General features: G+C 72.7%; 19 protein-coding genes and 1 pseudogene. 5 read left to right on the top strand and 15 right to left on the bottom strand.

Annotated elements, in window-relative coordinates; translation table 11 throughout:
- Nucleotides 1–30: 30 nt before the first annotated feature.
- Nucleotides 31–936, top strand: coding sequence for a 5'-3' exonuclease H3TH domain-containing protein (locus ACIQKA_RS31545; RefSeq protein ID WP_386370037.1), 906 nt, complete (start codon nt 31–33; stop codon nt 934–936).
- An 85-nt stretch (nt 937–1021) separates the two neighbouring features.
- Complete coding sequence (locus tag ACIQKA_RS31540; protein ID WP_402543059.1) at nt 1022–1858, top strand: siderophore-interacting protein; 837 nt, start codon at nt 1022–1024, stop codon at nt 1856–1858.
- Nucleotides 1859–2189: 331 nt separating this feature from the next.
- Here the strand turns inward: ACIQKA_RS31540 and ACIQKA_RS31535 are convergent, their stop codons facing one another.
- On the bottom strand, nt 2190–2822 hold the full coding sequence (locus ACIQKA_RS31535; protein ID WP_402543058.1) for a MerR family transcriptional regulator: 633 nt from the start codon (nt 2820–2822) through the stop codon (nt 2190–2192).
- A 119-nt stretch (nt 2823–2941) separates the two neighbouring features.
- Between ACIQKA_RS31535 and ACIQKA_RS31530 the strand changes: the two genes are divergently transcribed.
- Together ACIQKA_RS31530 and ACIQKA_RS31525 are read left to right on the top strand one after the other, a co-directional pair.
- Complete coding sequence (locus tag ACIQKA_RS31530; RefSeq protein ID WP_402543057.1) at nt 2942–3988, top strand: hypothetical protein; 1047 nt, start codon at nt 2942–2944, stop codon at nt 3986–3988.
- A gap of 123 nt (nt 3989–4111) precedes the next feature.
- A pseudogene (locus ACIQKA_RS31525) lies at nt 4112–4219 on the top strand (ADP-ribosylglycohydrolase family protein); the annotation flags it as partial.
- Nucleotides 4220–4380: 161 nt separating this feature from the next.
- Here the strand turns inward: ACIQKA_RS31525 and ACIQKA_RS31520 are convergent.
- The 12 genes from ACIQKA_RS31520 to ACIQKA_RS31465 form a co-directional block, all read right to left on the bottom strand.
- Nucleotides 4381–5829 carry a cytochrome P450 gene (locus ACIQKA_RS31520; protein ID WP_402543056.1) on the bottom strand — a complete coding sequence of 483 codons (1449 nt, stop codon included), beginning with the start codon at nt 5827–5829 and terminating at the stop codon, nt 4381–4383.
- Nucleotides 5830–6012: 183 nt separating this feature from the next.
- A complete protein-coding gene (locus tag ACIQKA_RS31515; RefSeq protein WP_383157048.1) occupies nt 6013–8841 on the bottom strand; it encodes a DEAD/DEAH box helicase in 2829 nt (942 codons plus the stop codon).
- A 162-nt stretch (nt 8842–9003) separates the two neighbouring features.
- Nucleotides 9004–9903 (bottom strand): twin-arginine translocase subunit TatC, encoded by a 900-nt coding sequence (gene tatC / locus ACIQKA_RS31510; protein WP_383435491.1) that lies wholly within the window; start codon nt 9901–9903, stop codon nt 9004–9006.
- A 105-nt stretch (nt 9904–10008) separates the two neighbouring features.
- Complete coding sequence (gene tatA, locus ACIQKA_RS31505) at nt 10009–10302, bottom strand: Sec-independent protein translocase subunit TatA (RefSeq protein WP_376242619.1); 294 nt, start codon at nt 10300–10302, stop codon at nt 10009–10011.
- 185 nt (nt 10303–10487) lie between these two features.
- A complete protein-coding gene (locus ACIQKA_RS31500) occupies nt 10488–10685 on the bottom strand; it encodes a hypothetical protein (protein ID WP_383157044.1) in 198 nt (65 codons plus the stop codon).
- Between the two features lie 32 nt (nt 10686–10717).
- Nucleotides 10718–10981, bottom strand: a complete 264-nt coding sequence (locus tag ACIQKA_RS31495) for a hypothetical protein (protein WP_125659056.1) — start codon at nt 10979–10981, stop codon at nt 10718–10720.
- 98 nt (nt 10982–11079) lie between these two features.
- Nucleotides 11080–12033 (bottom strand): helix-turn-helix transcriptional regulator, encoded by a 954-nt coding sequence (locus ACIQKA_RS31490; protein ID WP_383157042.1) that lies wholly within the window; start codon nt 12031–12033, stop codon nt 11080–11082.
- 15 nt (nt 12034–12048) lie between these two features.
- Nucleotides 12049–13005 (bottom strand): helix-turn-helix transcriptional regulator, encoded by a 957-nt coding sequence (locus ACIQKA_RS31485; protein ID WP_383435442.1) that lies wholly within the window; start codon nt 13003–13005, stop codon nt 12049–12051.
- Between the two features lie 152 nt (nt 13006–13157).
- Nucleotides 13158–13538, bottom strand: coding sequence for an FKBP-type peptidyl-prolyl cis-trans isomerase (locus ACIQKA_RS31480; protein WP_365539996.1), 381 nt, complete (start codon nt 13536–13538; stop codon nt 13158–13160).
- Nucleotides 13539–13606: 68 nt separating this feature from the next.
- The gene (locus tag ACIQKA_RS31475; RefSeq protein ID WP_383445711.1) at nt 13607–14590 is read right to left on the bottom strand and encodes an FKBP-type peptidyl-prolyl cis-trans isomerase; all 984 of its coding nucleotides are present in this window, start codon (nt 14588–14590) and stop codon (nt 13607–13609) included.
- 193 nt (nt 14591–14783) lie between these two features.
- Entirely contained in the window at nt 14784–16145 is a 1362-nt protein-coding gene (pafA, locus tag ACIQKA_RS31470; RefSeq protein WP_383157034.1) for a Pup--protein ligase, read from the bottom strand.
- A gap of 69 nt (nt 16146–16214) precedes the next feature.
- Complete coding sequence (locus tag ACIQKA_RS31465) at nt 16215–17495, bottom strand: MFS transporter (RefSeq protein ID WP_391095577.1); 1281 nt, start codon at nt 17493–17495, stop codon at nt 16215–16217.
- Between the two features lie 123 nt (nt 17496–17618).
- Here ACIQKA_RS31465 and ACIQKA_RS31460 point away from each other — a divergent pair, with 123 nt between their 5' ends.
- Nucleotides 17619–18638, top strand: a complete 1020-nt coding sequence (locus tag ACIQKA_RS31460; RefSeq protein ID WP_402543055.1) for a LacI family DNA-binding transcriptional regulator — start codon at nt 17619–17621, stop codon at nt 18636–18638.
- An 84-nt stretch (nt 18639–18722) separates the two neighbouring features.
- Here the strand turns inward: ACIQKA_RS31460 and prcA are convergent, their stop codons facing one another.
- Nucleotides 18723–19475, bottom strand: coding sequence for a proteasome subunit alpha (gene prcA / locus ACIQKA_RS31455; RefSeq protein WP_030213097.1), 753 nt, complete (start codon nt 19473–19475; stop codon nt 18723–18725).
- A 44-nt stretch (nt 19476–19519) separates the two neighbouring features.
- Entirely contained in the window at nt 19520–20359 is an 840-nt protein-coding gene (gene prcB / locus ACIQKA_RS31450; protein ID WP_383157026.1) for a proteasome subunit beta, read from the bottom strand.
- Nucleotides 20360–20476: the final 117 nt, after the last annotated feature.

Below are 20476 nucleotides of genomic sequence, written 5' to 3'. Positions count from 1 at the left end.
CATAGGATCGGCCGGGTGACGCGACGTTTGATGCTCCTCGACACCGCCAGCCTCTACTTCCGCGCGTACTTCGGCGTGCCGGACTCCGTGCGGGCCCCCGACGGCACTCCGGTGAACGCCGTGCGCGGGCTGCTCGACTTCATCGGCCGGCTCGTCCAGGACCACCGCCCGGACGACCTGGTGGCCTGCTGGGACGAGGACTGGCGCCCGCAGTGGCGGGTGGACCTGATCCCGTCGTACAAGGCGCACCGGGTGGCCGTGGAGACGGAGGCGGGCCCGGACGAGGAGGAGGTCCCGGACACCCTGTCCCCGCAGGTGCCGGTGATCGAGGAGGTCCTGGCGGCGCTCGGCATCGCGCGGATCGGGGCGGCCGGGTACGAGGCGGACGACGTGATCGGGACGCTGGCGGGCCGGGCCACCGGTCCGGTGGACATCGTCACGGGCGACCGGGACCTGTTCCAGCTGGTGGACGACGCCCGGGAGGTGCGGGTGCTGTACCCGCGCAAGGGCGTCGGCGACTGCGACCTGGTGGACGGGGAGCTGATCCGCGTGAAGTACGGGGTGCGCCCCGACCGGTACGCGGACTTCGCCGCGCTGCGCGGGGACGCCAGCGACGGGCTGCCGGGCGTCAAGGGCATCGGCGAGAAGACGGCGGCGCAGCTGATCACGGAGTACGGGGACCTGGCGGGGGTGCGGGCGGCGGCGGAGGACCCGGCGTCGAAGCTGACCCCGGCCAAGCGGCGCGGGATCCTGGAGGCGGCCGCGTACCTGGACGTGGCGCCGACGGTGGTGCGGGTCGCCGCCGACGTGCCGCTGCCGGAGTTCGACCCGGCCCTGCCCCCGGGTCCCCGCGACCCGGCGGCCCTGGACGCGCTGGTGAAGCGGTGGGGCCTCGCCGGCGCCGTGGGACGGCTGCTGCCGGTCCTGGAACGCTGATCCGGTCCGGCCGGAACAGGACCGTCCTCGCCGCGAAGTGTTAGCTTAGGCATGCCTAAGTACGCAGAAGTCAGGGGAGCACGTCGTGGCAGAGCAGCCGGCCCGCAGGTCACCGAAGGCCACCGAAGCGCGTGTGGTGCACACGGAGCGGATCACTCCGCACATGGTGCGGCTCGTCCTCGGAGGCCCGGGCCTCGACGGCTTCGAGGTCGGCGAGTACACCGACCACTACGTGAAGCTGCTCTTCGCCCCCGACGGCGTGGCCTACCCGGAGCCCTTCGACATGGAGCGGATCCGGGAGGAGTTCCCCCGGGAGGAGTGGCCGACGACGCGGACGTACACGGTACGGGCCTGGGACCCGGAGCGGCGCGAGCTGACCATCGACTTCGTGGTCCACGGCGACGAGGGCCTGGCGGGCCCGTGGGCGGCGCGCGCCGAGGCGGGCGACACCGTGCGCTTCCTCGGCCCCGGCGGCGGCTACGCGCCGGACGAGGCGGCGGACTGGCACCTGCTCGCGGGCGACGAGAGCGCGCTTCCGGCGATCGCGGCGGCCCTGGAGCGGCTGCCCGCCGGGGCGCGGGCGCACGCCTTCGTGGAGATCGCGGACGCGGCGGAGGAGCAGAAGCTGGAGACGGCGGCGGGCGTCGACGTCACCTGGCTCCACCGGGGCGACCGCCCGGTGGGCGAGGCGCTGGTCGAGGCGGTCCGGGCGCTGGAGTTCCCGGCGGGCGACGTCCACGCCTTCGTCCACGGCGAGGCGGGCTTCGTGAAGGAGCTCCGCCGCCATCTGCGCCTGGAGCGGGAGGTGCCGCGCGAGCGCCTGTCGATCTCGGGCTACTGGCGCCTGGGCAAGTCGGACGAGGCCTGGCGCGCGATCAAGCGCGAGTGGAACGACCAGGTGGAGCGCGAACAGGAGAGCTGAGCGGCTCCTCCGACGGGGGTGGCCGGGGCGTTCCGCCCCGGCCACCCCCGTTCGCATGAGCACGACCGGGCCGCCGGACCGGTGGACGGCCGGGCCGCAACGCCGCCGGACCGCCGGTCCTTCCGGGGTCGTCAGCCCCTCCCGGACCGCCGGACCGCAGGACCGCAGGACCGCCGGACCGCCGGACCACCCCAGGGCATCGGACCACCCCGGGCGTCGGGCCACCCCAGGCCGTCAGACCGTCGGCCGCACAGGTCCGTCGGTCGGTCAGCCCATCAGTCCGTCAGCCCGCCGGCCCGCCGGCCCGCCGGCCCGCCGGCCCGCCGGCCCGTCACGTCGTCTCCCCGAAGACCCGCCCCGACTCCTCCACGTGGGCGATCCGGCGCATCGCGGCGAAGACGGCGTCGCCGATGACCGTGCCGACCACCACGCTCTCCACCAGTCCCTCCCGCGCCACTTGGTGCGCCACGTACTCCAGGTCGACCCGCGCCACCCGCTCCGCCGCGTCCGCGTACGCGTCCAGGACCTCGACGAACCGGCCGTGGCCGAGGTCGTCGAGCGCGGCGATCGCCGTCGCCAGGGCCTCGGCCGCCGGGTTCCCCTCGTAGGTGTGCCATCCGCGCGCCCGGATCAGCTCGGCGACCCTCTTCCTCGCCTCGGCGATCCCGGACCCGTCCCCGCGCTCGTACCGCGGCACCACGCGGTTCGCCGCCTCTCCGAGCACCATGTGCAGCGGCCGCTCCGAATCGTCGATCGCCACGAGCACCTCGCGGATCCCCGCCACCGACAGGCCGCCCACATCGAGGAGCGCCCGGATCAGGCGGAGCCGCCGCACGTGCGTCTCTCCGTACGAGGCCTGGTTCGGGCTCGTCAGTTCTCCGGCCGGAAGCAGTCCTTCCCGTACGTAGAACTTGATCGTCGGCACGGACACCCCGGTCCTGCGACTCAACTCTCCGATGCGCACTGCCTGTTCACCTTTCCGGTCCCTCTTCTGCCTTGCCGACCGACACCCACATCATAGATAGTGGCGCTATCGGATAGCGGCGAGTGCCACTATCCATACTTTCCCACGGGGGGATTCACATGTCTTCGCCGAGCCCGCGCACCTCGCCCCATCCGCTCGCCCCACCCGTCCGGTTACACCGGCCCCTGGTCTGGTTCGCCGCCTCGATGGTCGCCCTCGCGCTCGTCTCCGCCGCCGGCCTGGTGGTCGACGACCGGGTCCTGGTCGGCGCGCCGATCTGGGCCAAGCCGTTCAAGTTCTCGGTCTCGTTCGTCGCCTACTCCCTCTCGCTCGCCTGGATGCTCTCGCTGCTCCCCCGGGGCCGCCGGGCCGGCTGGTGGGCCGGAACCGTGGTCGCCGCCGCGAGCGCGGTGGAGATGGTCCTCATCACCCTCCAGGTGGTACGGGGCACCCGGAGCCACTTCAACCAGGCGACCCCGTTCGACAACACCGTCTTCCAGATCATGGGCGGCACCGTCGTCCTGCTGTGGCTCGGCGCCCTGGTCATCGCCCTCCTCCTGCTGCGCGCCCGGATCCTGGACCGTGCCATGGCCTGGGCCGTCCGGCTCTCCTCCCTGATCGCCCTGGCGGGCGCCGCCGTCGGCTTCCTGATGGTGCGCCCGACGCCGGAACAGCTCGCGGCCGACAACCCGCCGATCGTCGGCGCGCACAGCGTCGGCGTTCCGGACGGCGGCCCGTCCCTGCCGGTGACCGGCTGGGCCACCACCGGCGGCGACCTGCGCGTGGCGCACTTCTTCGGCATGCACGCGCTCCAACTGCTCCCGCTGGTCCTGCTCGTCCTGGCCGCCCTCGCCGCCCGCTCGTCCCGTTCGCCCCGCCTCGCCGGCCTCGCCCGTCTCGCCGACGACCGGGTCCGGCTGTGCCTCGCCCTCACCTCCTCGGCGGTCTACGCGGCGTTCTTCGTCCTGCTGACCTGGCAGGCACTGCGGGGCCAGGCCCTGTTCGCCCCGGACGGCGCGACGCTGGCGAGCGCGGGGGCGATCGTGGTGCTGGGCGCGGCCGCCGGCGCCCTCTCCCTCCGCACCTCTCCCGGGGCCTCCTTCCCCTCCACTCCCGACTCCCCGCTCACGAGAGTCTCCGCCCCCCTCTCCGAACCGACCGGATGACGAACACCGACCTCGCCATGGGCGCCGTTCTGGCCTCCGCCGTCGGCGACGCCCTGGGCGCGCCGTTCGGGTTCGGCCTCTCCGGCGTCTTCCGAGAGCGCTTCCCGGACGACGTCGGCGAGCTGTGCGGGGCGGGCGGTGACCATGGACGCCGCCCGCCGCATCGCCGCCCTGACGCACGGCGACGGCGCGGCCTGGGAGGGTACGGCGGTCCTCCACGAACTGGTCCGGTTCCCCCCTCCTCGGCGAAGGCCCTGGCCTCGGCCGACCGAAGACGCCCGTCGGCCCCGGCCCCAATCCCGGCCCTGGCCCCGGCCGCCCCGGCCCCGGTACCAGCAGCAGCACCAACACCAGCCCTGGACTCGCTCGCGCAGCCCCGCCCCCGACCCCCCTCAGCCCCGGGAGCCTCTGGCCCGGATCGTCGCCAGGACGTCGCGGTCCGGCTGGAGGGTGAGGCTGGGGACCGGGCGTATGCCGTCGGCGGTGACGTCCAGATGGAAGCGGCGGGCGAGGACCGCCAGGACGAGGACCGCCTCGACGAGGGCGAAGCGGGTGCCGAGGCACACGCGGGGACCGCCGCCGAACGGGAACCAGGCGTACTCCGGTATCTCCCCCGCCGCCCCCTCGGGCGGTTCGCCGTCCTTCCTCCCCTCCTGCTCCCCGGTCAGCCAGCGCTCGGGGCGGAAGGCCTCGGGGTCGCCGTACCAGCGGGGATCGCGGTGGGTGGCCCACTGGCTGGACCAGACGCGGGTGCCGACGGGGACGGGTGTGCCTCCGACGGTGGCGCCCTCCTTCGCGAGGCCGGTGATGAGCCAGATGGTGGGGTAGAGCCGGAGGGTCTCCTTGACGACGGCCTGGGTGTAGGTCAGGGAGGCGTAGTCGTCGTATCCCGGTTCGTGGTCGGCGAGGACCCGGTCGAGTTCCCCGGCGAGGGCGTCCCGGACCCGGGGGTTGCGGGAGAGCAGGTGCCAGGCCCAGACGAGGGTGGAGCTGGTGGTCTCGTGGCCGCCGATGTAGAGGGTGACCGTCTCGTCGCGTATCTCCCGGTCGGAGAGGCGGGCGCCGGTCTCGTCCCGGGCGGCGAGGAGCCGGCTGAGCAGGTCGGGGCGTTCGGTGTCGCCGTCGCGGTGGCGGGAGACGATCCGGGAGACCTCGGCGTCGATGACGGCCGTGGCGCGCTTGATGCGGGCGCGTCCGGGGGTGGGGATCCAGTCGGGCAGCAGGGCTCCGATGCCGCTGAACTCGGCCCCGATCTCCTTCTGGGCGATGTCCATCGCCCGGCCGATGGACTCGGCGTCGGCGGCCGTGTCGACGCCGAAGATGGTGCGGACGGCGATGAGCTGGGTGAGGGCGGCCATCTCCCTCTTGATGTCGATCCGCTGTCCGTCGGTCCACCGGTCGGCGAGGTCGACGGCGCATTCGGCCATGGTCGCCGCGTAGGAGCGGACCTGTTTGGGGCGGACGGAGGGCTGGACGAGGGAGCGCTTGCGCCGCCAGTCGGCGCCCTTGGCGACGACGACGCCGTTGCCGAGGAGGGTGCGGAAGGCGATGCCGAGGTCGGGCTGGTCGAAGGTGCGCTCGATCTCGGTGAGGAGTTCGCCGATGTCGTCGGGGTGGGCGATGAAGAGGGCGCGGCTGCGGCCGAAGCGCCACCGGACGAAGTCCCCCCGGTCCCGGAGCTGTTCGAAGAAGGCGAGGGGGTCCTTGCCGAAGGCGGGCAGGTTCCCGAGGAGGGGGGCGCCCCGTGGTCCTTCCGCGAAGACCGCCGGCCTCCGGGCCGGCGTTCCCGTCGGTCGTTCCCCGTGGTGCGTCCCGGCATCCGGACCGGCGTGCGTGGTCATCCGTTCCCCTCCCCAACTGCCCTTCCCTGCATGTGAGTCCATGCAAGCGGAAGGGCCGGGCTCCGCGCCACCCCTGTGGACGACGGCCTGTGGACAACGGCGGTGAGAACACGACAGAGGCCGGGGCCCATGGCGTGATCGCCATGGGCCCCGGCCGGAACTCACCCGATGGGGCGAGGAGGGTCAGCCCACGGAGCTGTAGGCGACGACGCCCCGCAGCAGCGAGTCGACGGCCTTGCGGGCGTTCTTGGCGACGGTGCTGTCCTCCTTGGGCGCGGCGGCGGCGATCTGCCCGAGGACGTCGATCACCTGCTTGCACCAGCGGACGAAGTCCCCGGCGGGCATCTCCGCCTCGCGGAGCACCTGGTCGAGGCTCTTGTCGGAGGCCCACTGGTAGGCGGCCCAGGCGAATCCGAGGTCGGGCTCGCGCTGGCCGACCCCCTCCGCCTGGTTGATCTTGAACTCCTCTTCGAGTGCGTCGAGGCGTCCCCAGATCCGGACCATCTCGCCGAGGGCCGCCTTGGCGTTGCCGGTGGGCAGCTTGGGCGCGACGGCGTCGTCGGCCTGACGGGACTCGTACACGAGGGCGGAGACGCAGGCGGCGAGTTCGGGCGGGGTGAGGCCCTCCCAGACCCGGTCGCGGAGGCATTCGCTCGCCAGCAGGTCGAGTTCGCCGTAGAGCCGGGCGAGCCGCTTGCCGTTGTCCGTGACCTCGTCGCCGCGCAGGTAGTCGAGCTCGGTGAGGAGCGCGACGATCCGGTCGAAGGTGCGGGCGATGGTGTTGGTGCGGCCCTCGATGCGCCGCTCCAGCTGCCGGGTGTCGCGCTGGAGGCGGTGGTAGCGCTCGGCCCAGCGGGCGTGGTCCTCGCGCTCGTCGCAGCCGTGGCAGGGGTGCGCGCGGATCGCGGTGCGCAGCCGGGCGATCTCGCGGTCGTCGGCGGCGGCCGCGCGGTTCTTGCGGTGCCGCTCGGGGTTGATGTGGCCGGCCTTGCTGCGCAGCGCGGAGGCGAGGTCGCGGCGGGACTGCGGGGAGCGCGGGTTGAAGGACTTGGGGATCCTCATGCGTTCCAGCGCCTCGACCGGGACGGGGAAGTCGATGGAGGCGAGCCTCTTGACCTGCCGTTCGGCGGTGAGGACGAGCGGGCGGGGTCCGTCGTGGTGCTCGAAGCCGCGGTGCCCGTTGGTGCGGCCCGCGGGGATGCCGGGGTCGAGGACGAGGGCGAGGCCGGCGAACTTGCCGGTGGGGACGTGGATGACGTCGCCGGGCTTCAGCTTCTCCAGGGAGTTCGCGGCCTGGGCGCGGCGCTGGGCGGCGCCCTGCTTCGCCAGTTCCGTCTCGCGGTCCTTGAGGTCGCGGCGGAGCAGCGCGTACTCCTCGAAGTCCCCGAGGTGGCAGGTCATGCCCTCGCGGTAGCCCTCCAGGCCCTCTTCGTTCTTCTGGACCTGGCGGGAGATCCCGACGACGGAGCGGTCGGCCTGGAACTGCGCGAACGAGGTTTCGAGGAGTTCGCGGGACCGGTGCCGGCCGAACTGGTCGACGAGGTTGACCGCCATGTTGTACGAGGGCTTGAAGCTGGAGCGCAGCGGGTACGTGCGCGTGCCGGCGAGTCCGGCGAGGTGGCCGGGGTCGAGGCCGCGCTGCCAGAGGACGACGGCGTGTCCCTCGACGTCGATGCCCCGGCGGCCGGCGCGGCCGGTGAGCTGCGTGTACTCGCCGGGGGTGATGTCGGCGTGCTGCTCGCCGTTCCACTTGACCAGCTTTTCGAGCACGACGGACCGGGCGGGCATGTTGATGCCGAGGGCGAGGGTCTCGGTGGCGAAGACCGCCTTGACGAGGCCGCGGACGAACAGCTCCTCGACGACCTCCTTGAAGGTGGGGAGCATGCCGGCGTGGTGGGCGGCGATGCCGCGCTCCAGGGCTTCGAGCCACTCGTAGTAGCCGAGGACGTGGAGGTCCTCGGTGGGGATGGAGGCGGTGCGCGCCTCGACGATCTCGCGGACCCGCTGGCGGCCCTCGTCGTCGTTGAGGCGGAGTCCCGCGTAGAGGCACTGCTGGACGGCGGCCTCGCAGCCTGCGCGGCTGAAGATGAAGGTGATGGCGGGCAGGAGCCCCTCGGCGTCGAGGCGGTCGATGACCTCGGGCCGGCCGGGGGTCCAGATGCGGGAGCGCTGGCGGCGCTCGCGCTCGCGGTCGGCCTCGCGGACCATCTTGCCGCGCCGCCGGTCGCGCGGGTTGTACGTGCGCGTGTTCTCGGTGCGGGCGAGGCGGAGGAGGTCGGGGTTGACCTCGCGGCGGGAGGCGCCGCGGCCGCCGTGGTCGGTCTCCTCCTCGAAGAGGTCGTACATCCGGCGTCCGGCGAGGACGTGCTGCCAGAGCGGCACGGGGCGGCTCTCGGAGACGATGACCTCGGTGTCTCCGCGGACGGTGTCGAGCCAGTCGCCGAACTCCTCGGCGTTGGAGACGGTCGCGGAGAGTGAGACGAGGGTGACGGACTCGGGGAGGTGGATGATCACTTCCTCCCAGACGGCGCCGCGGAAGCGGTCCGAGAGGTAGTGCACCTCGTCCATGACGACGTACCCGAGGCCGGAGAGGGCCTGGGAGCCCGCGTAGAGCATGTTGCGGAGGACTTCGGTGGTCATGACGACGATCGGGGCGTCGCCGTTGACGCTGTTGTCCCCGGTGAGCAGGCCGACCTTGTCGGCTCCGTACCGCTTGACGAGGTCGGCGTACTTCTGGTTCGACAGCGCCTTGATGGGGGTCGTGTAGAAGCACTTGCGGCCCTGGGCGAGGGCGAGGTGGACGGCGAACTCGCCGACGATGGTCTTGCCGGAGCCCGTGGGCGCGGCGACGAGCACCCCCTTGCCCGCTTCGAGGGCCTTGCACGCCTCGATCTGGAAGGGGTCCAGGTCGAAGTCGTACATCTCGCGGAAGGGGTACAGCGCGGTGGCCCGCTCGGCGTTGCGGGCACGGGCGGCCGCGTACGCCTCGGCTGGTGTGAGGTCCTCTGTCATCTTGTCTTCGAGCCTACCCGCCACGTCTGACAGTGACGCGATCTTTATCGCGCGATGTGGACCGGTTCGCGCGGGCCGCCCGGGGGCCGCGGAGCCGGCGGAGGGGGTGCTGCCGCCGGTCTCCGGAGGTCCCCCGGGCGGTGTCCGGGGGACCCTGCGGGGTCAGGTGATGTCGTCGTAGCCGTTGAGGCGTCGCACTCCGGTGCCGGGCTCCCCGGTGGACTGCTCGGGCAGGGCGCGGGGGGCTCTCACGGCCTCGACGGCGCCGACCGTCTCGGGGGTGAGGTCGAGCGCGGAGGCCTCGTCGTCGTCGAGCTCGGCGTCGGGGTTGTTGCGCCTGCGCCGCCGGTCGTTGAGGAGGGAGAAGCCGACGGCCCCGAAGTACAGGACGGTGATGGGCCCGGCGAGGGCGATCATGCCGATGGGGTCGGTGGTGGGGGTGATGACGGCGCCGAAGACAAAGACGCCCATGATCACGCCGCGCCACCAGCCGGCCATGCGGCGGCCGGTGAGGACCCCGGTGAGGTTGAGCATCACCAGGACGAGCGGGAGCTCGAAGGCGAGGCCGAAGACGAGCACCATGCGCAGGGTGAAGTCGAGGACGTCACCGAGCGAGAGGATGTTCGCGGAGCCCTCGGGCGTGAGGCTGATGAGGACCTTCACGCTGATGGGGAGGATGAGGTACGCGAGGTAGGCGCCGGCGGTGAAGAGCGGCACGGCCGCGCCGACGAAGGCGTACGTGTACTTCTTCTCGTTCTTGTGCAGTCCGGGCGCGACGAAGGCCCACAGCTGGTACAGCCAGATCGGGCTGGCGACGACGAGGCCCGTCGTCAGCGACAGCTGGATCGTCGTGCTGAACGGGGCCATCAGCGTGTTGAAGGAGACGATCGCGCAGTTTCCGCCGTTGCTGACGACGTCCTTCGGGCAGGTGGGCACCGACTGCGTCAGGAACTGCATCAGCTCCTCGCTGTACACGAGGGCGACGATCGTCACCGCTGCGACGGCGAGGAGGCCCTTCGCCAGTCGGTTGCGGAGTTCGCGGAGGTGCTCCACGAGGGGCATCCGGCCCTCGGGATCCTTCTCCTGTTTGCGGGCAGACTTGGGCAACCCACGTCCTCATCTCGTGCGGCAGGCCGCCGCCCGGTGCGGCGGCCGCGGCGGACCGGGTCAGCGCTTGGTGGTGTCCGTGGGCTCGGTCACGGGACGCGCGCTGGTCACGTCGCCGGGAGCGGCCTGGATGGTGCGCGGGGCGGCGGGCTGGTCGGGCGCGGCGGTGCCGGCGTGCGGCGGGTCGGCGGGCGCGCTCTGCTGGTCGTCGGACTTCATCGCCTTGGCCTCGCTCTTGAGGATGCGGGCCGACTTGCCGAGCGAGCGGGCCATGTCCGGGAGCTTCTTGGCGCCGAACAGCAGGATGATGACGACGAGGATGAGGATGATCTCGGTGGGGCCGAGCCTACCCATAGCTGTTTACCTTCTTCACCGAGGCGACATGGTGTGCGTGCCCGGCGGGTCGGACAGGTGTCCGGCCACCGCGCTGTCTGCGATCGTAACCCGCAGGAGTAAACGGGGGGCAATGCCCGTGCGTACTCCCGATTGCGTCCCGCGCGCCCCGGCCGGGGCCGCTTCCCGCAGCGTACGGCACGGGTTCAGCGAAGGGTCTCGCCGGTTCGGGCGAGGCCGGTGGCGGCGTTTTCGAGCTCTTCGGCGGCCCGGGTGATCCGCTCGGTGGTGCGGGCCACTTGGCGGCCGAGGCGCCGGACCTCCAGGAAGACCTTGACGGCGAGGACCCCGAGGACGGCGATGCCGAGGAAGCCGAGGGCGATGGCGAGCATGGGCCAGAACATGGGACGAGCCTAGACCTTGGGCGGCGGGCGGTTCAGACGGTGGTGTGGAGGCGCAGGGTCCGGACGCCGCCGCCGGTGAGGAGTTCGACGATGCGCTCGCCGGCGGGCTTGCGGACGGAGCTTCCGCACTCGGGGCAGGTGAAGGAGTAGAAGGTGGTCCGGCGGCTGGCTCCGATGGCGAGGCGCAGGGCGTTCGCCGAGAGCTCGAAGCGGGACCGGCAGTCGGGGCAGGCCGCCTTGAAGAGGACCGGGGCCACCGTCGCCGCAAAACCATGCATCACGGACATCTCCCTCATCTCTCCCACTCCTGGCCGCTCACTTCCGCGGCCTGCGGCGATCCGTCCCGCCGTGCCCGACCGTCCGTCTCTCCGCCCCCCCGGCGGCCCGTCGCGCCTCACTCGCTCTCGTACGCGGCGAGCGCGGCCGCGGCCGCCGTCCTGGCGCTGTCGGCGAGCTCGGCCGGCACGACGATGCGCCCGTCGCTGCCCAGCCGGAGCGCGAGCCTGCGCAGCGAGGCGGGATCCGGCGTCCGCAGGGTGATCCGCAGACCGCCGTCGGGCAGCTCGTCGGCCCTGTCGTGCGGGTAGTACTCGGCGACCCAGCGGCCGCCGGGGCCGACCTCGACCACGACCTCGGGGTCGTCGGCGGAGGGCTGGACCAGGTTCTCGGAGAGGTCCCGCAGCTCCAGCTCCGGCGGCGCGGCCGGCTCGTCGAGGAGGCGGATCTCCGCGACGCGGTCGAGCCGGAAGGTGCGGCGCGCCTCGGAGAGGCGGCACCACGCCTCCATGTAGGTGTGGCCGACGGCGAAGAGCCGGATCGGGTCGACCTCGCGCTCGGTGAGCTCGTCGCGCGCGGGCGAGTAGTAGCGCACCCAGAGCCGGCGGCGCTCGGAGATCGCCCGGTCGACCTCGGCGAACACCCCGCCCTCGGCCTCGAAGGTCACCGAGAGCCGGGAGCTGGCCCCGGCGGCCTCGCCCGCCGCGGCCTCCAGCTTGGCGGTGGCGCGGAGCAGGGCCTCCCGGTCGCTCTCGCGGAGCCCCGGCAGGGTGGCGACGGCGCGGGCGGCGACGAGCAGGGCGGTGGCCTCGTCGGCGGCGAGCCGCAGCGGGGCGGCGACGTCGTCGGGGTTGTGCCACCAGATCCGGTCGCCGTCGGTGTCGATGTCGAGGAGGTCCCCGCCCCGGAAGCTGGTGCCGCACATGGGCAGCACGTCCAGGTCGGAGATCAGCTCGTCCTCGGTGATGCCGAAGGCGCGCGCCACGTCGGCGACGTGGGCGCCGGGGCGCTCGCGGAGGTAGGTGACGAGGGAGAGCATCCGCCTCGTCTGGTCGATCGCGTTGGCAGCCATGCGTCCGTCTCCCCCTCAGCCCTTGGCCACGGCGCGCAGCCGGTCCACCACGTCGGCCCGCAGATCGGCCGGTTCCAGTACGACGACGTCGGGGCCGAACTCGACGAGCCAGGCGTCGAGGCCGTGCCCGTACGGGATCTCCAGCTCGTCCCAGCCGTCGGCGCCCTCCCGTACGGACTGGGCGCGGGCCCGCAGCGGGTAGCCGGCGCCGGTGCGGAGCCGGATGCGGGCGGAGCGGGTGGCGGTCTCGCCGGCCCAGCTCTCGACGGTCTCCCGGACGGTGACGACGTCGGGCACGGGCGCGGTGAAGGCGCCGGCCCGGGAGCGGACCTTGCCGGTGATCCGGGAGAGGCGGAAGACGCGCTCGGCGCCGCGGTCGCGGTCCCAGCCCGCGAGGTACCAGTGGCCGCGCCAGCACTCCAGGGTCCAGGGCTCGACGTGACGGGTCCCGGGCCGGGCGGCGTTGGCCTTGCGGTAGTCGAAGACGACGGGCCGCCGGTCGCGGCAGGCCAGCATGAGGGGCTCGAAGGCGGCCTCGCGGACCGGGATGCGCGGTTCCAGGGCGCTGGGCTGGACGTCGTACGAGTCCTCCGCCTCCGGCATGCCGGCGGCGCGGAGCTTCTGGAGGGCGCCGCTGGCGGCCCCGGCGAGGCGGGCCTGCTGCCAGACCTTGGCGGCGAGGCCGAGCGCGGCGGCCTCCTCGGCGTCGAGGGTGATGGGCGGCAGCCGGTTGGAGTCGCGGCGGGCCAGGTAGCCGGTCTCGCCCTCCAGGTTCTCGACGGTCTCGATGACGAGGCCGAGTTCGCGGAGGTCGTCCTTGTCGCGCTCGAACATGCGGTTGAAGGCGTCCTCGCCGCTCGCTTCGAGGTACGCCTCGATGGAGCCGCGGAGTTCGCGCTTGCTGAGCGGGCGGCGCGTCCCGAGCAGGCACAGCGCGAGATTCATCAGCCGCTCGGACTTGGCAATCGCCATCGACGCCCTGCACCTCTTCCGCCTGTTCCACTTCCCCGGACGTCCGACCGTACCGTCCCGGGGTCCGGGGACAAAAGCCGAGGGCCCCCGCCGTGGACGGCGGGGGCCCTCGGGGCCTGACCGGTCGGGACCGCGCCCGTCCGGACGGCGGGTCAGCGCTTGCCGACGGCCACGAGGTCGCAGACGAAGATCAGCGACTCGCCCGGGGCGATGGCGCTGCCGGCGCCGCGGTCGCCGTAGGCGAGGTGCGCGGGGATGACGAGCTGGCGGCGGCCGCCGACCTTCATGCCCTGGACGCCCTGGTCCCAGCCCGCGATGACCTGGCCGATGCCGAGCTGGAAGCCGAGCGGGGTGCCGCGGTTCCAGGAGGCGTCGAACTCCTCGCCGGTGGAGAAGGCCACGCCCACGTAGTGGACCTGCACGGCGTCGCCGGCCTCGGCGATCTCGCCGTCGCCCTCCCAGATGTCCTTGATCTCCAGGTCCTTCGGCGGCTCGCCACCCGGGAAGTCGACCTCGGGCTTCTCGATGCTCACTGCTGTGTGCTCCTTCTTGTGGTGCGTCGATCCGGAACAGTCTCACAGATCGGCGATCGGGACGGGGATCAGGCGACGCCGAGGATGTCGACGGAGAAGACCAGCGTGTTCTTCGCCAGCTCGCTGCTCGGGTTGGTCCCGTAGCCCAGGGCCGGCGGGATCACCAGGAGCACGCGGTCGCCGACGTTCTTGCCGACCAGGCCCTTGTCCCAGCCCTGGACCACCGATCCGGTGCCGATCTGGAAGGCGGTGGCGCCGCCGTGGTCCCAGGAGGAGTCGAACTTCTTGCCGTCCTCCCACTTCACACCGGTGTACTGGGCGATGAGTCCCTGCCCCGCCTCGACCTTGGGGCCGGTGCCCTTGATGAGCACCTGCTCCTTGAGCTCCGTGGGGGCCTTCTCGCCCTTGGGGATGGTGATCGTCGCGGCGGCCTGGGAGGGGGCCTTCACCTCCGGCATTCCGGCCGCGGGCGCCGCCTGGGTGCCCTTGGCCTCGGCCTTGGAGTCGACCGTGGCGGCTCCCGCGACGTCGACGACCCAGACCAGGGTGTCGGTGGCCTTCAGGCCCGACTGCGGGTTCAGGTTCTCGCCGACCAGATCGCCCGCGGTGCCCTGGACGAGGAGGCGGGAGCCGGCCTTCTTGCCCTCCACCGCGTTGAGGACCTTCTCCGGAAGCTGCTGGCTCGGCTGGCCGAGCCGCTCGACGGACTGCGGGTGCGCTCCCTTGGCGGCGGGCGTCTGCTGCTGGGCCCACGTGCCGCCGAGCGGCTTGTCGTCCTGCCACTTCTCGACGGTCCAGTCCAGCCTGACGAAGTCGCCCTTCTTGACCGCCGCCCCGCTGCCCTCCGTGACGGTCTCGATCACCGTCTTGCCGGCGGCCTTGGCGTCCTTGGGGACGACGACGTCGGGCTGGGCGCCGAACTCCCCCTTGACCTCGGCCACCGCGCCGTCCGAGGAGCCGCCCTTCTCCGAGTCCGAACCGCACGCGGCGGTGATCAGCAGGACGGGCACGGCGAGGAGCGCGGCGATACGTCGCTTCGTGTTGTAGTTCATCAGTCCAACTGGGAGTCGGGGCCATGGGAACGTCCACACTCTACGGTGCGGCCCATGTCCCGCAGGGGTTCCGCCGTACTCGGCGGGAGGAACCGGGGCCGCGCCCCCGGAGGGTCGCGGCCTTCGGCGTACGGGGCGGGCCCGGGGTGCGGGTCAGCCCGCGTACGCCGTGTTCACCCGTGCGGTGGTCCCGTCACATTCCGGCGATCAGCTTCTCCACCCGGTCGTCGACGGAGCGGAACGGGTCCTTGCACAGGACCGTGCGCTGCGCCTGGTCGTTGAGCTTGAGGTGGACCCAGTCGACGGTGAAGTCCCGCCGCTGCTCCTGGGCCCGGCGGATGAAGTCGCCGCGGAGGCGGGCCCGGGTGGTCTGCGGGGGCACGGACTTGCCCTCGAAGATCTTCAGGTCGTTGCAGATCCGGGCCGCCTGCCCGTTCTTCTGCAGCAGGTAGTACAGCCCGCGGCGGCGGTGGATGTCGTGGTAGGCGAGGTCTATCTGCGCGACCCTCGGGTTCGACATGGTCATGTTGTGCTTGGCCCGGTACCGCTCGATGAGCCTGTACTTCATGACCCAGTCGATCTCGGTCTCGATGCGGTCCAGCTGCTCGGCCTCGATCGCGTCGAGCGTGCGGCCCCAGAGCTCCAGGACCTGGGCGACGGTGCCGCTGCGGATGCCGCGGCGGTCGACGAAGTCCACGGCCTTCTCGTAGTACTCGCGCTGGACCTCCAGGGCGGAGGCCTCGCGGCCGCTGGCGAGGCGGACCTTGCGCTGGCCGGTGACGTCGTGGCTGACCTCGCGGATGGCCCGGATCGGGTTCTCCAGGGTCAGGTCGCGCATCACGGTGCCGGCCTCGATCATGCGGAGCACGAGGTCGGTGGCGCCGACCTTGAGCAGCATGGTCGTCTCGGACATGTTCGAGTCGCCGACGATGACGTGGAGCCTGCGGTAGCGCTCGGCGTCGGCGTGCGGCTCGTCCCTGGTGTTGATGATGGGCCGCGAGCGGGTGGTGGCGGAGCTGACGCCCTCCCAGATGTGCTCGGCGCGCTGGGAGACGCAGTAGACCGCGCCGCGCGGGGTCTGGAGCACCTTCCCCGCACCGCAGATGAGCTGCCGGGTGACGAGGAACGGAATGAGGATGTCCGCGAGCCGGGAGAACTCCCCGTGGCGGGCGACGAGATAGTTCTCGTGGCAGCCGTAGGAGTTTCCGGCCGAGTCGGTGTTGTTCTTGAAGAGGTAGACGTCGCCCGCGATTCCCTCCTCGTGCAGGCGGCGTTCGGCGTCGACGAGCAGGCCTTCGAGAATGCGCTCGCCGGCCTTGTCGTGGGTGACCAGTTCGGTCACGTTGTCGCATTCCGGTGTTGCGTATTCCGGATGCGAGCCCACGTCGAGGTACAGGCGGGCGCCGTTCCGCAGGAAGACGTTGCTGCTGCGGCCCCATGACACGACACGGCGGAAGAGGTAGCGCGCCACTTCGTCAGGAGACAGTCGGCGCTGTCCCCTGAACGTGCACGTGACGCCGTACTCGTTCTCCAGCCCGAAAATGCGGCGGTCCATGACTGAACATTACGCCTGACGGCCTGTGCTGAAACCGGGTTGGACACTCACGTTCGGATCATTTTCCGATCAGGGCGTGTTCTTTTCGGCGTGCGCGGCGGCGGGAGCGTCCGCGCCGGCGGTGTGTCGCGCCTCCTCCGCGGGGGCCCCGGGGGCCGTCGGGGCGTCCAGGACGCGGGTGGTGGCGAGGAGGACGACGAAGGCGACGAGGCCGCCGGCTCCGGCGACGGCGAAGCCGGACGCCGTCCCGGCGAGTTCGACGGCGGGGCCGGCGGCGGCGGAGCCGAGGGCCGAGCCGACGCCGAAGGTGGTGACGAGCCAGGAGAAGGCCTCGGTGACGGTGCCGCGCGGCGCGTGCCGGTCGACGACGAGGAAGGCGCAGGCGAGGGCGGGGGCCAGGAAGACGCCCGAGAGGACCGAGAGGCCCGTCATGGCCGCGGGGCCCGGCACGAGGACCAGCGGCAGGTAGCAGACCGCGAGGAGGAGCACGAGGACGCGCAGCCGCCGTTCGGGCGCCCCGGCCCACTGCCGGGCACCGTAGGCGACGCCGCCGAGGAGGGCGCCGAGGCCGAGGGCGGCCATCAGCCAGCCGTAGACGGAGGGCGCGCCCCGGTCGTCCGCGTAGGCGACGGCGGCGACGGTGATGGAGCCGAGGGCGAGGCCGACGAAGAAGAAGGAGCCGAGGAGGGCGAGGAGTCCGGGCGAGCGCAGGGCGCCCAGCCAGTGGGCCTCGCGGGGCGCGGAGCGCCAGGTGCGGGAGGGCTCGGAGAGGACGACGGCGAGGGCGCCGAGGACGCCGAGGCCGTTGACGACGACGAGCGCGGCGGCGGGCGACCACAGGGCGACCAGGAGGGTCAGGAGCAGGGGCCCGACGGTGAACATGACCTCCTGGGCGACCGCGTCGAGGGCGTACGCGCGGTGGACCCGGTCCTCGCGGCCGAGGACGCTCGGCCACAGGGCCCGCAGCCCGCCCTCCAGGGGCGGGGTGAAGAGGCCCGCGAGGACGACGGCCGCGTAGGCGAGGCCGAGGTGGCCGGTGCCCGTGAGGGCGAGCAGGGTCGCGCCGAGGGCGGAGAGGACCGCGGCGGGCAGCTGCACCCGGGGCTGGCCCTTGAGGTCGACGGCCCGGCCGAGGAGGGGCTGGCCGAGGGCGGTGGCGACACCGTACGCGGCGATGAGGCCGCCGGCGAGGGTGTAGCTGCCGCCCTGGTCGCGGACGAAGAGGGTGAGGGCGACGGGGCCGACGGCGTTGGGCAGGCGCCCCACGAGGGTTCCGGCGAGCAGCCGGGCCGCGTGCGGTGCCCGGAGTATGTCGAGATAGCCCCCGCCTGTCGGTGCCTCGGTGGCCATGCCGGTCTCCCCTCGCCCGGATCCAGCCGGGGTTTTACGTATAACTTCCGACGTCATACGTACCATGTCGGCTGTGCGCGGGTCCACCCCGCGCCCCTGGGACCGTTCGAAGCGGAGGCTTGTGTGCAGACCCCGGAGCCGCTCGGCGGCACCCGCCCGACCAGCCGGGACGTCGCCCGGGTCGCGGGCGTCTCGCAGGCCACCGTCTCCCTGGTGCTCGGCGACAAGTGGCGCGGCCGGGTCTCCGAGCGCACCGCGGGCGCCGTGCGGGAGGCCGCCCGGGACCTCGGCTACCGGCCGAACCTGGCCGCCCGCAACCTCCGGCTCGGCCGCACCAGGACGGCCCTGCTCGTCGTCCCGGCCCTCACCAACGAGTTCTTCGCCCACGTCTACACGGGCGCGGCCGCCGCGGCGGCCCGGCACGGCTTCGGCGTGGTCCTCTACCCCTCCCCCGACGGCGTGGGACCGGCCCGGGACCCCTTCGCCTCGGCGCAGGCCGCCCTCGACGGCGTGATCGCCTCCTCCATGGCGACCGAAGCCCTGGAGGCGTTCCGGGGCACCGACCTCCCGCTCGTCATGCTCGACAGCGACCCGGCCGGCACCGGCGCCGCCGCCCACGTGAACCTCGACGTCGCGGACGGGATGCGCCGGGTGACCGAGCACCTGCTCGGCCTCGGCCACCGCCGCTTCCTGCACCTGGCGTCCGGGGCGCCGTCCTGGACCTTCGACGTCCGGGCCGGCGCGCTCGGCCGGGCCCTGCGCGGGACGGAGGTCCGCACCGTGCGGTCGCCCCTGAACGTCGCGGACGCGCGGGAGGCCGCGCACCGGGCCCTCGCCGCGCCCGGGCCCCGCCCCACGGCGGTGGTCTGCGACGACGACATCCTCGCGGCCGGGGCCTACAAGGCCGCGCGCCGGCTCGGACTGCGCGTCCCCGAGGACCTGTCGGTCACCGGCTTCGACGACATGGCCCTGGCCACGGTGGTCGAGCCCGAGCTCACCACCGTCCGGCTGCCCGCCGAGGAGTTCGGCCGACGGGGCATGGAGGCCCTCCTCGCCGTCCTCGCGGGCGAACCGCCCCGCCCGGAGACGCTTCCCGTCGCCCTGGTTCTCCGGGGCTCCTCGGGACCCGCACCGGCCTCCTGAGGCCCCTCCGGGCTCCCCCGGAGGAAGACGCGCCGAGGGGCCCCGGCCGCTCGCGCGCGCCGGGGCCCCTCGGACCGGTCCGTCCTACTCCTCGGGAGCCTCGTCCGAAGGCTCGTCCGTCTTGGTCACCGCCGCGTCGTCCGCCTCCAGGAGGCGGGAGAGCTGCCGGCCGACGATCCGCTTGAACTTGCGCTGCTGCGGGCGCGTGCGGTCCAGGACCGCCACCTCCAGGCGCTCGGCGGGGATGTCCCGCTCGCTGCCGTTGGTGTCCCGCGAGAGCGCCTGCACGGCCAGCTTCAGGGCCTCGGCCAGGGACATGCCGTCCCGGTGCCGCTGGTCGAGGAAGGAGCTGATCTGCTCCGCGTTCCCGCCGACCGCGACCGAGCCGTGCTCGTCGACGATCGAGCCGTCGTGGGGCAGCCGGTAGATCTGGTCGCCCTCCGGCTCGGTGCCGACCTCGGCGACGACCAGCTCCACCTCGTACGGCTTCTCCCCCGCGCTGGAGAAGATGGTGCCGAGCGTCTGCGCGTAGACGTTGGCCAGGCCGCGCGCGGTGACGTCGTCCCGGTCGTAGGTGTAGCCCCGCAGGTCGGCGTAGCGCACGCCGCCGATGCGCAGGTTCTCGTACTCGTTGTACTTGCCGGCGGCGGCGAAGCCGATCCGGTCGTAGATCTCGCTGAACTTGTGGAGGGCGCGGGACGGGTTCTCGCCGACGAAGACGATGCCGTCGGCGTACTGGAGGACGACGAGGCTGCGGCCCCGGGCGATGCCCTTGCGGGCGTACTCGGCCCGGTCGGCCATGGCCTGCTGGGGTGAGACGTAGAACGGAGTGGACACCGGCGGTCCGTCCCTTTCTTCTGGGCTTCTGGAGCGACGAGTGGTCAGAGCAGGGCGGCGCGCGGCCCGTCGGGCTGCTCGAGCCGTCGCTCGGTGACCGACCGGGCGAGCTCGGAGGACTCGGCCTCGGTGAGCCTGCGGAAGCCCTCGTCGGTGATGACGGTGACGATCGGGAAGATCCGCCGGGCCATGTCCGGGCCGCCGGTCGCAGAGTCGTCGTCCGCCGCGTCGTACAGCGCCTGCACGACCAGCGTGGTGGCCTGCTGCTCGGTCAGGTCGTCGCGGTAGAGCTTCTTCATCGAGCCGCGCGCGAAGATCGACCCCGACCCGGTGGCGGCGAAGCCGTGCTCCTCGGAGCGACCGCCGGTCACGTCGTAGGAGAAGATCCGGCCCTTCTCCTTGCCCTCGTCCCATCCCGCGAAGAGCGGCACGACGGCGAGGCCCTGCATGGCCATGCCGAGGTTGCCGCGGATCATGGTGGACAGGCGGTTCGCCTTGCCCTCCAGGGAGAGCGTCGCGCCCTCCACCTTCTCGAAGTGCTCCAGCTCCAGCTGGAACAGCTTGACCATCTCCACCGCCAGGCCGGCGGTGCCGGCGATGCCGACCGCGGAGTACTCGTCGGCCGGGAACACCTTCTCGATGTCCCGCTGCGCGATCATGTTTCCCATGGTGGCGCGGCGGTCACCGGCGAGGACGACTCCCCCGGGGAACGTGGCGGCCACGATGGTCGTGCCGTGGGGGGCCTCGACGACGCCCTCCGGAAGCTTCCGGCGGCCGGGGAGCAGATCCGGCGAGTGCGCGGACAGGAAGTCCAGGAACGAGGACGAGCCCGGCGTCAGGAAGGCCGCCGGCAGACGCCCGGTGCTACGAGGGTTGGCTTCCACGCGATTCCTTCCGGGTGGGAGAGTCGGCCCGCCGTGCGGAGCGCGGGCCGATCTTGCTTGCTGTGCACGGACCTTACCCGTGCCACGGCCTGTCACCCGTCCCCGGGCCCGCGGCTT

Source organism: Streptomyces sp. NPDC092045 (genome assembly GCF_044756005.1).
GTDB lineage: Bacteria > Actinomycetota > Actinomycetes > Streptomycetales > Streptomycetaceae > Streptomyces.
This window is presented reverse-complemented; position numbering and strand designations above follow the sequence as displayed.

Bases quoted from the DNA above. Each gene is read 5' to 3' on its own strand.
- ACIQKA_RS31475 (WP_383445711.1), bottom strand. From the start codon at position 14,590: ATGAACTACAACACGAAGCGACGTATCGCCGCGCTCCTCGCCGTGCCC.
- tatC (WP_383435491.1), bottom strand. From the start codon at position 9,903: ATGCCCCTCGTGGAGCACCTCCGCGAACTCCGCAACCGACTGGCGAAG.
- ACIQKA_RS31490 (WP_383157042.1), bottom strand. From the start codon at position 12,033: ATGGCTGCCAACGCGATCGACCAGACGAGGCGGATGCTCTCCCTCGTC.
- ACIQKA_RS31465 (WP_391095577.1), bottom strand. From the start codon at position 17,495: ATGGCCACCGAGGCACCGACAGGCGGGGGCTATCTCGACATACTCCGG.
- ACIQKA_RS31530 (WP_402543057.1), top strand. From the start codon at position 2,942: ATGTCTTCGCCGAGCCCGCGCACCTCGCCCCATCCGCTCGCCCCACCC.
- ACIQKA_RS31500 (WP_383157044.1), bottom strand. From the start codon at position 10,685: ATGTTCTGGCCCATGCTCGCCATCGCCCTCGGCTTCCTCGGCATCGCC.
- pafA (WP_383157034.1), bottom strand. From the start codon at position 16,145: ATGGACCGCCGCATTTTCGGGCTGGAGAACGAGTACGGCGTCACGTGC.
- ACIQKA_RS31485 (WP_383435442.1), bottom strand. From the start codon at position 13,005: ATGGCGATTGCCAAGTCCGAGCGGCTGATGAATCTCGCGCTGTGCCTG.
- ACIQKA_RS31545 (WP_386370037.1), top strand. From the start codon at position 31: ATGCTCCTCGACACCGCCAGCCTCTACTTCCGCGCGTACTTCGGCGTG.
- ACIQKA_RS31495 (WP_125659056.1), bottom strand. From the start codon at position 10,981: ATGAGGGAGATGTCCGTGATGCATGGTTTTGCGGCGACGGTGGCCCCG.
- tatA (WP_376242619.1), bottom strand. From the start codon at position 10,302: ATGGGTAGGCTCGGCCCCACCGAGATCATCCTCATCCTCGTCGTCATC.
- ACIQKA_RS31515 (WP_383157048.1), bottom strand. From the start codon at position 8,841: ATGACAGAGGACCTCACACCAGCCGAGGCGTACGCGGCCGCCCGTGCC.
- ACIQKA_RS31520 (WP_402543056.1), bottom strand. From the start codon at position 5,829: ATGACCACGCACGCCGGTCCGGATGCCGGGACGCACCACGGGGAACGA.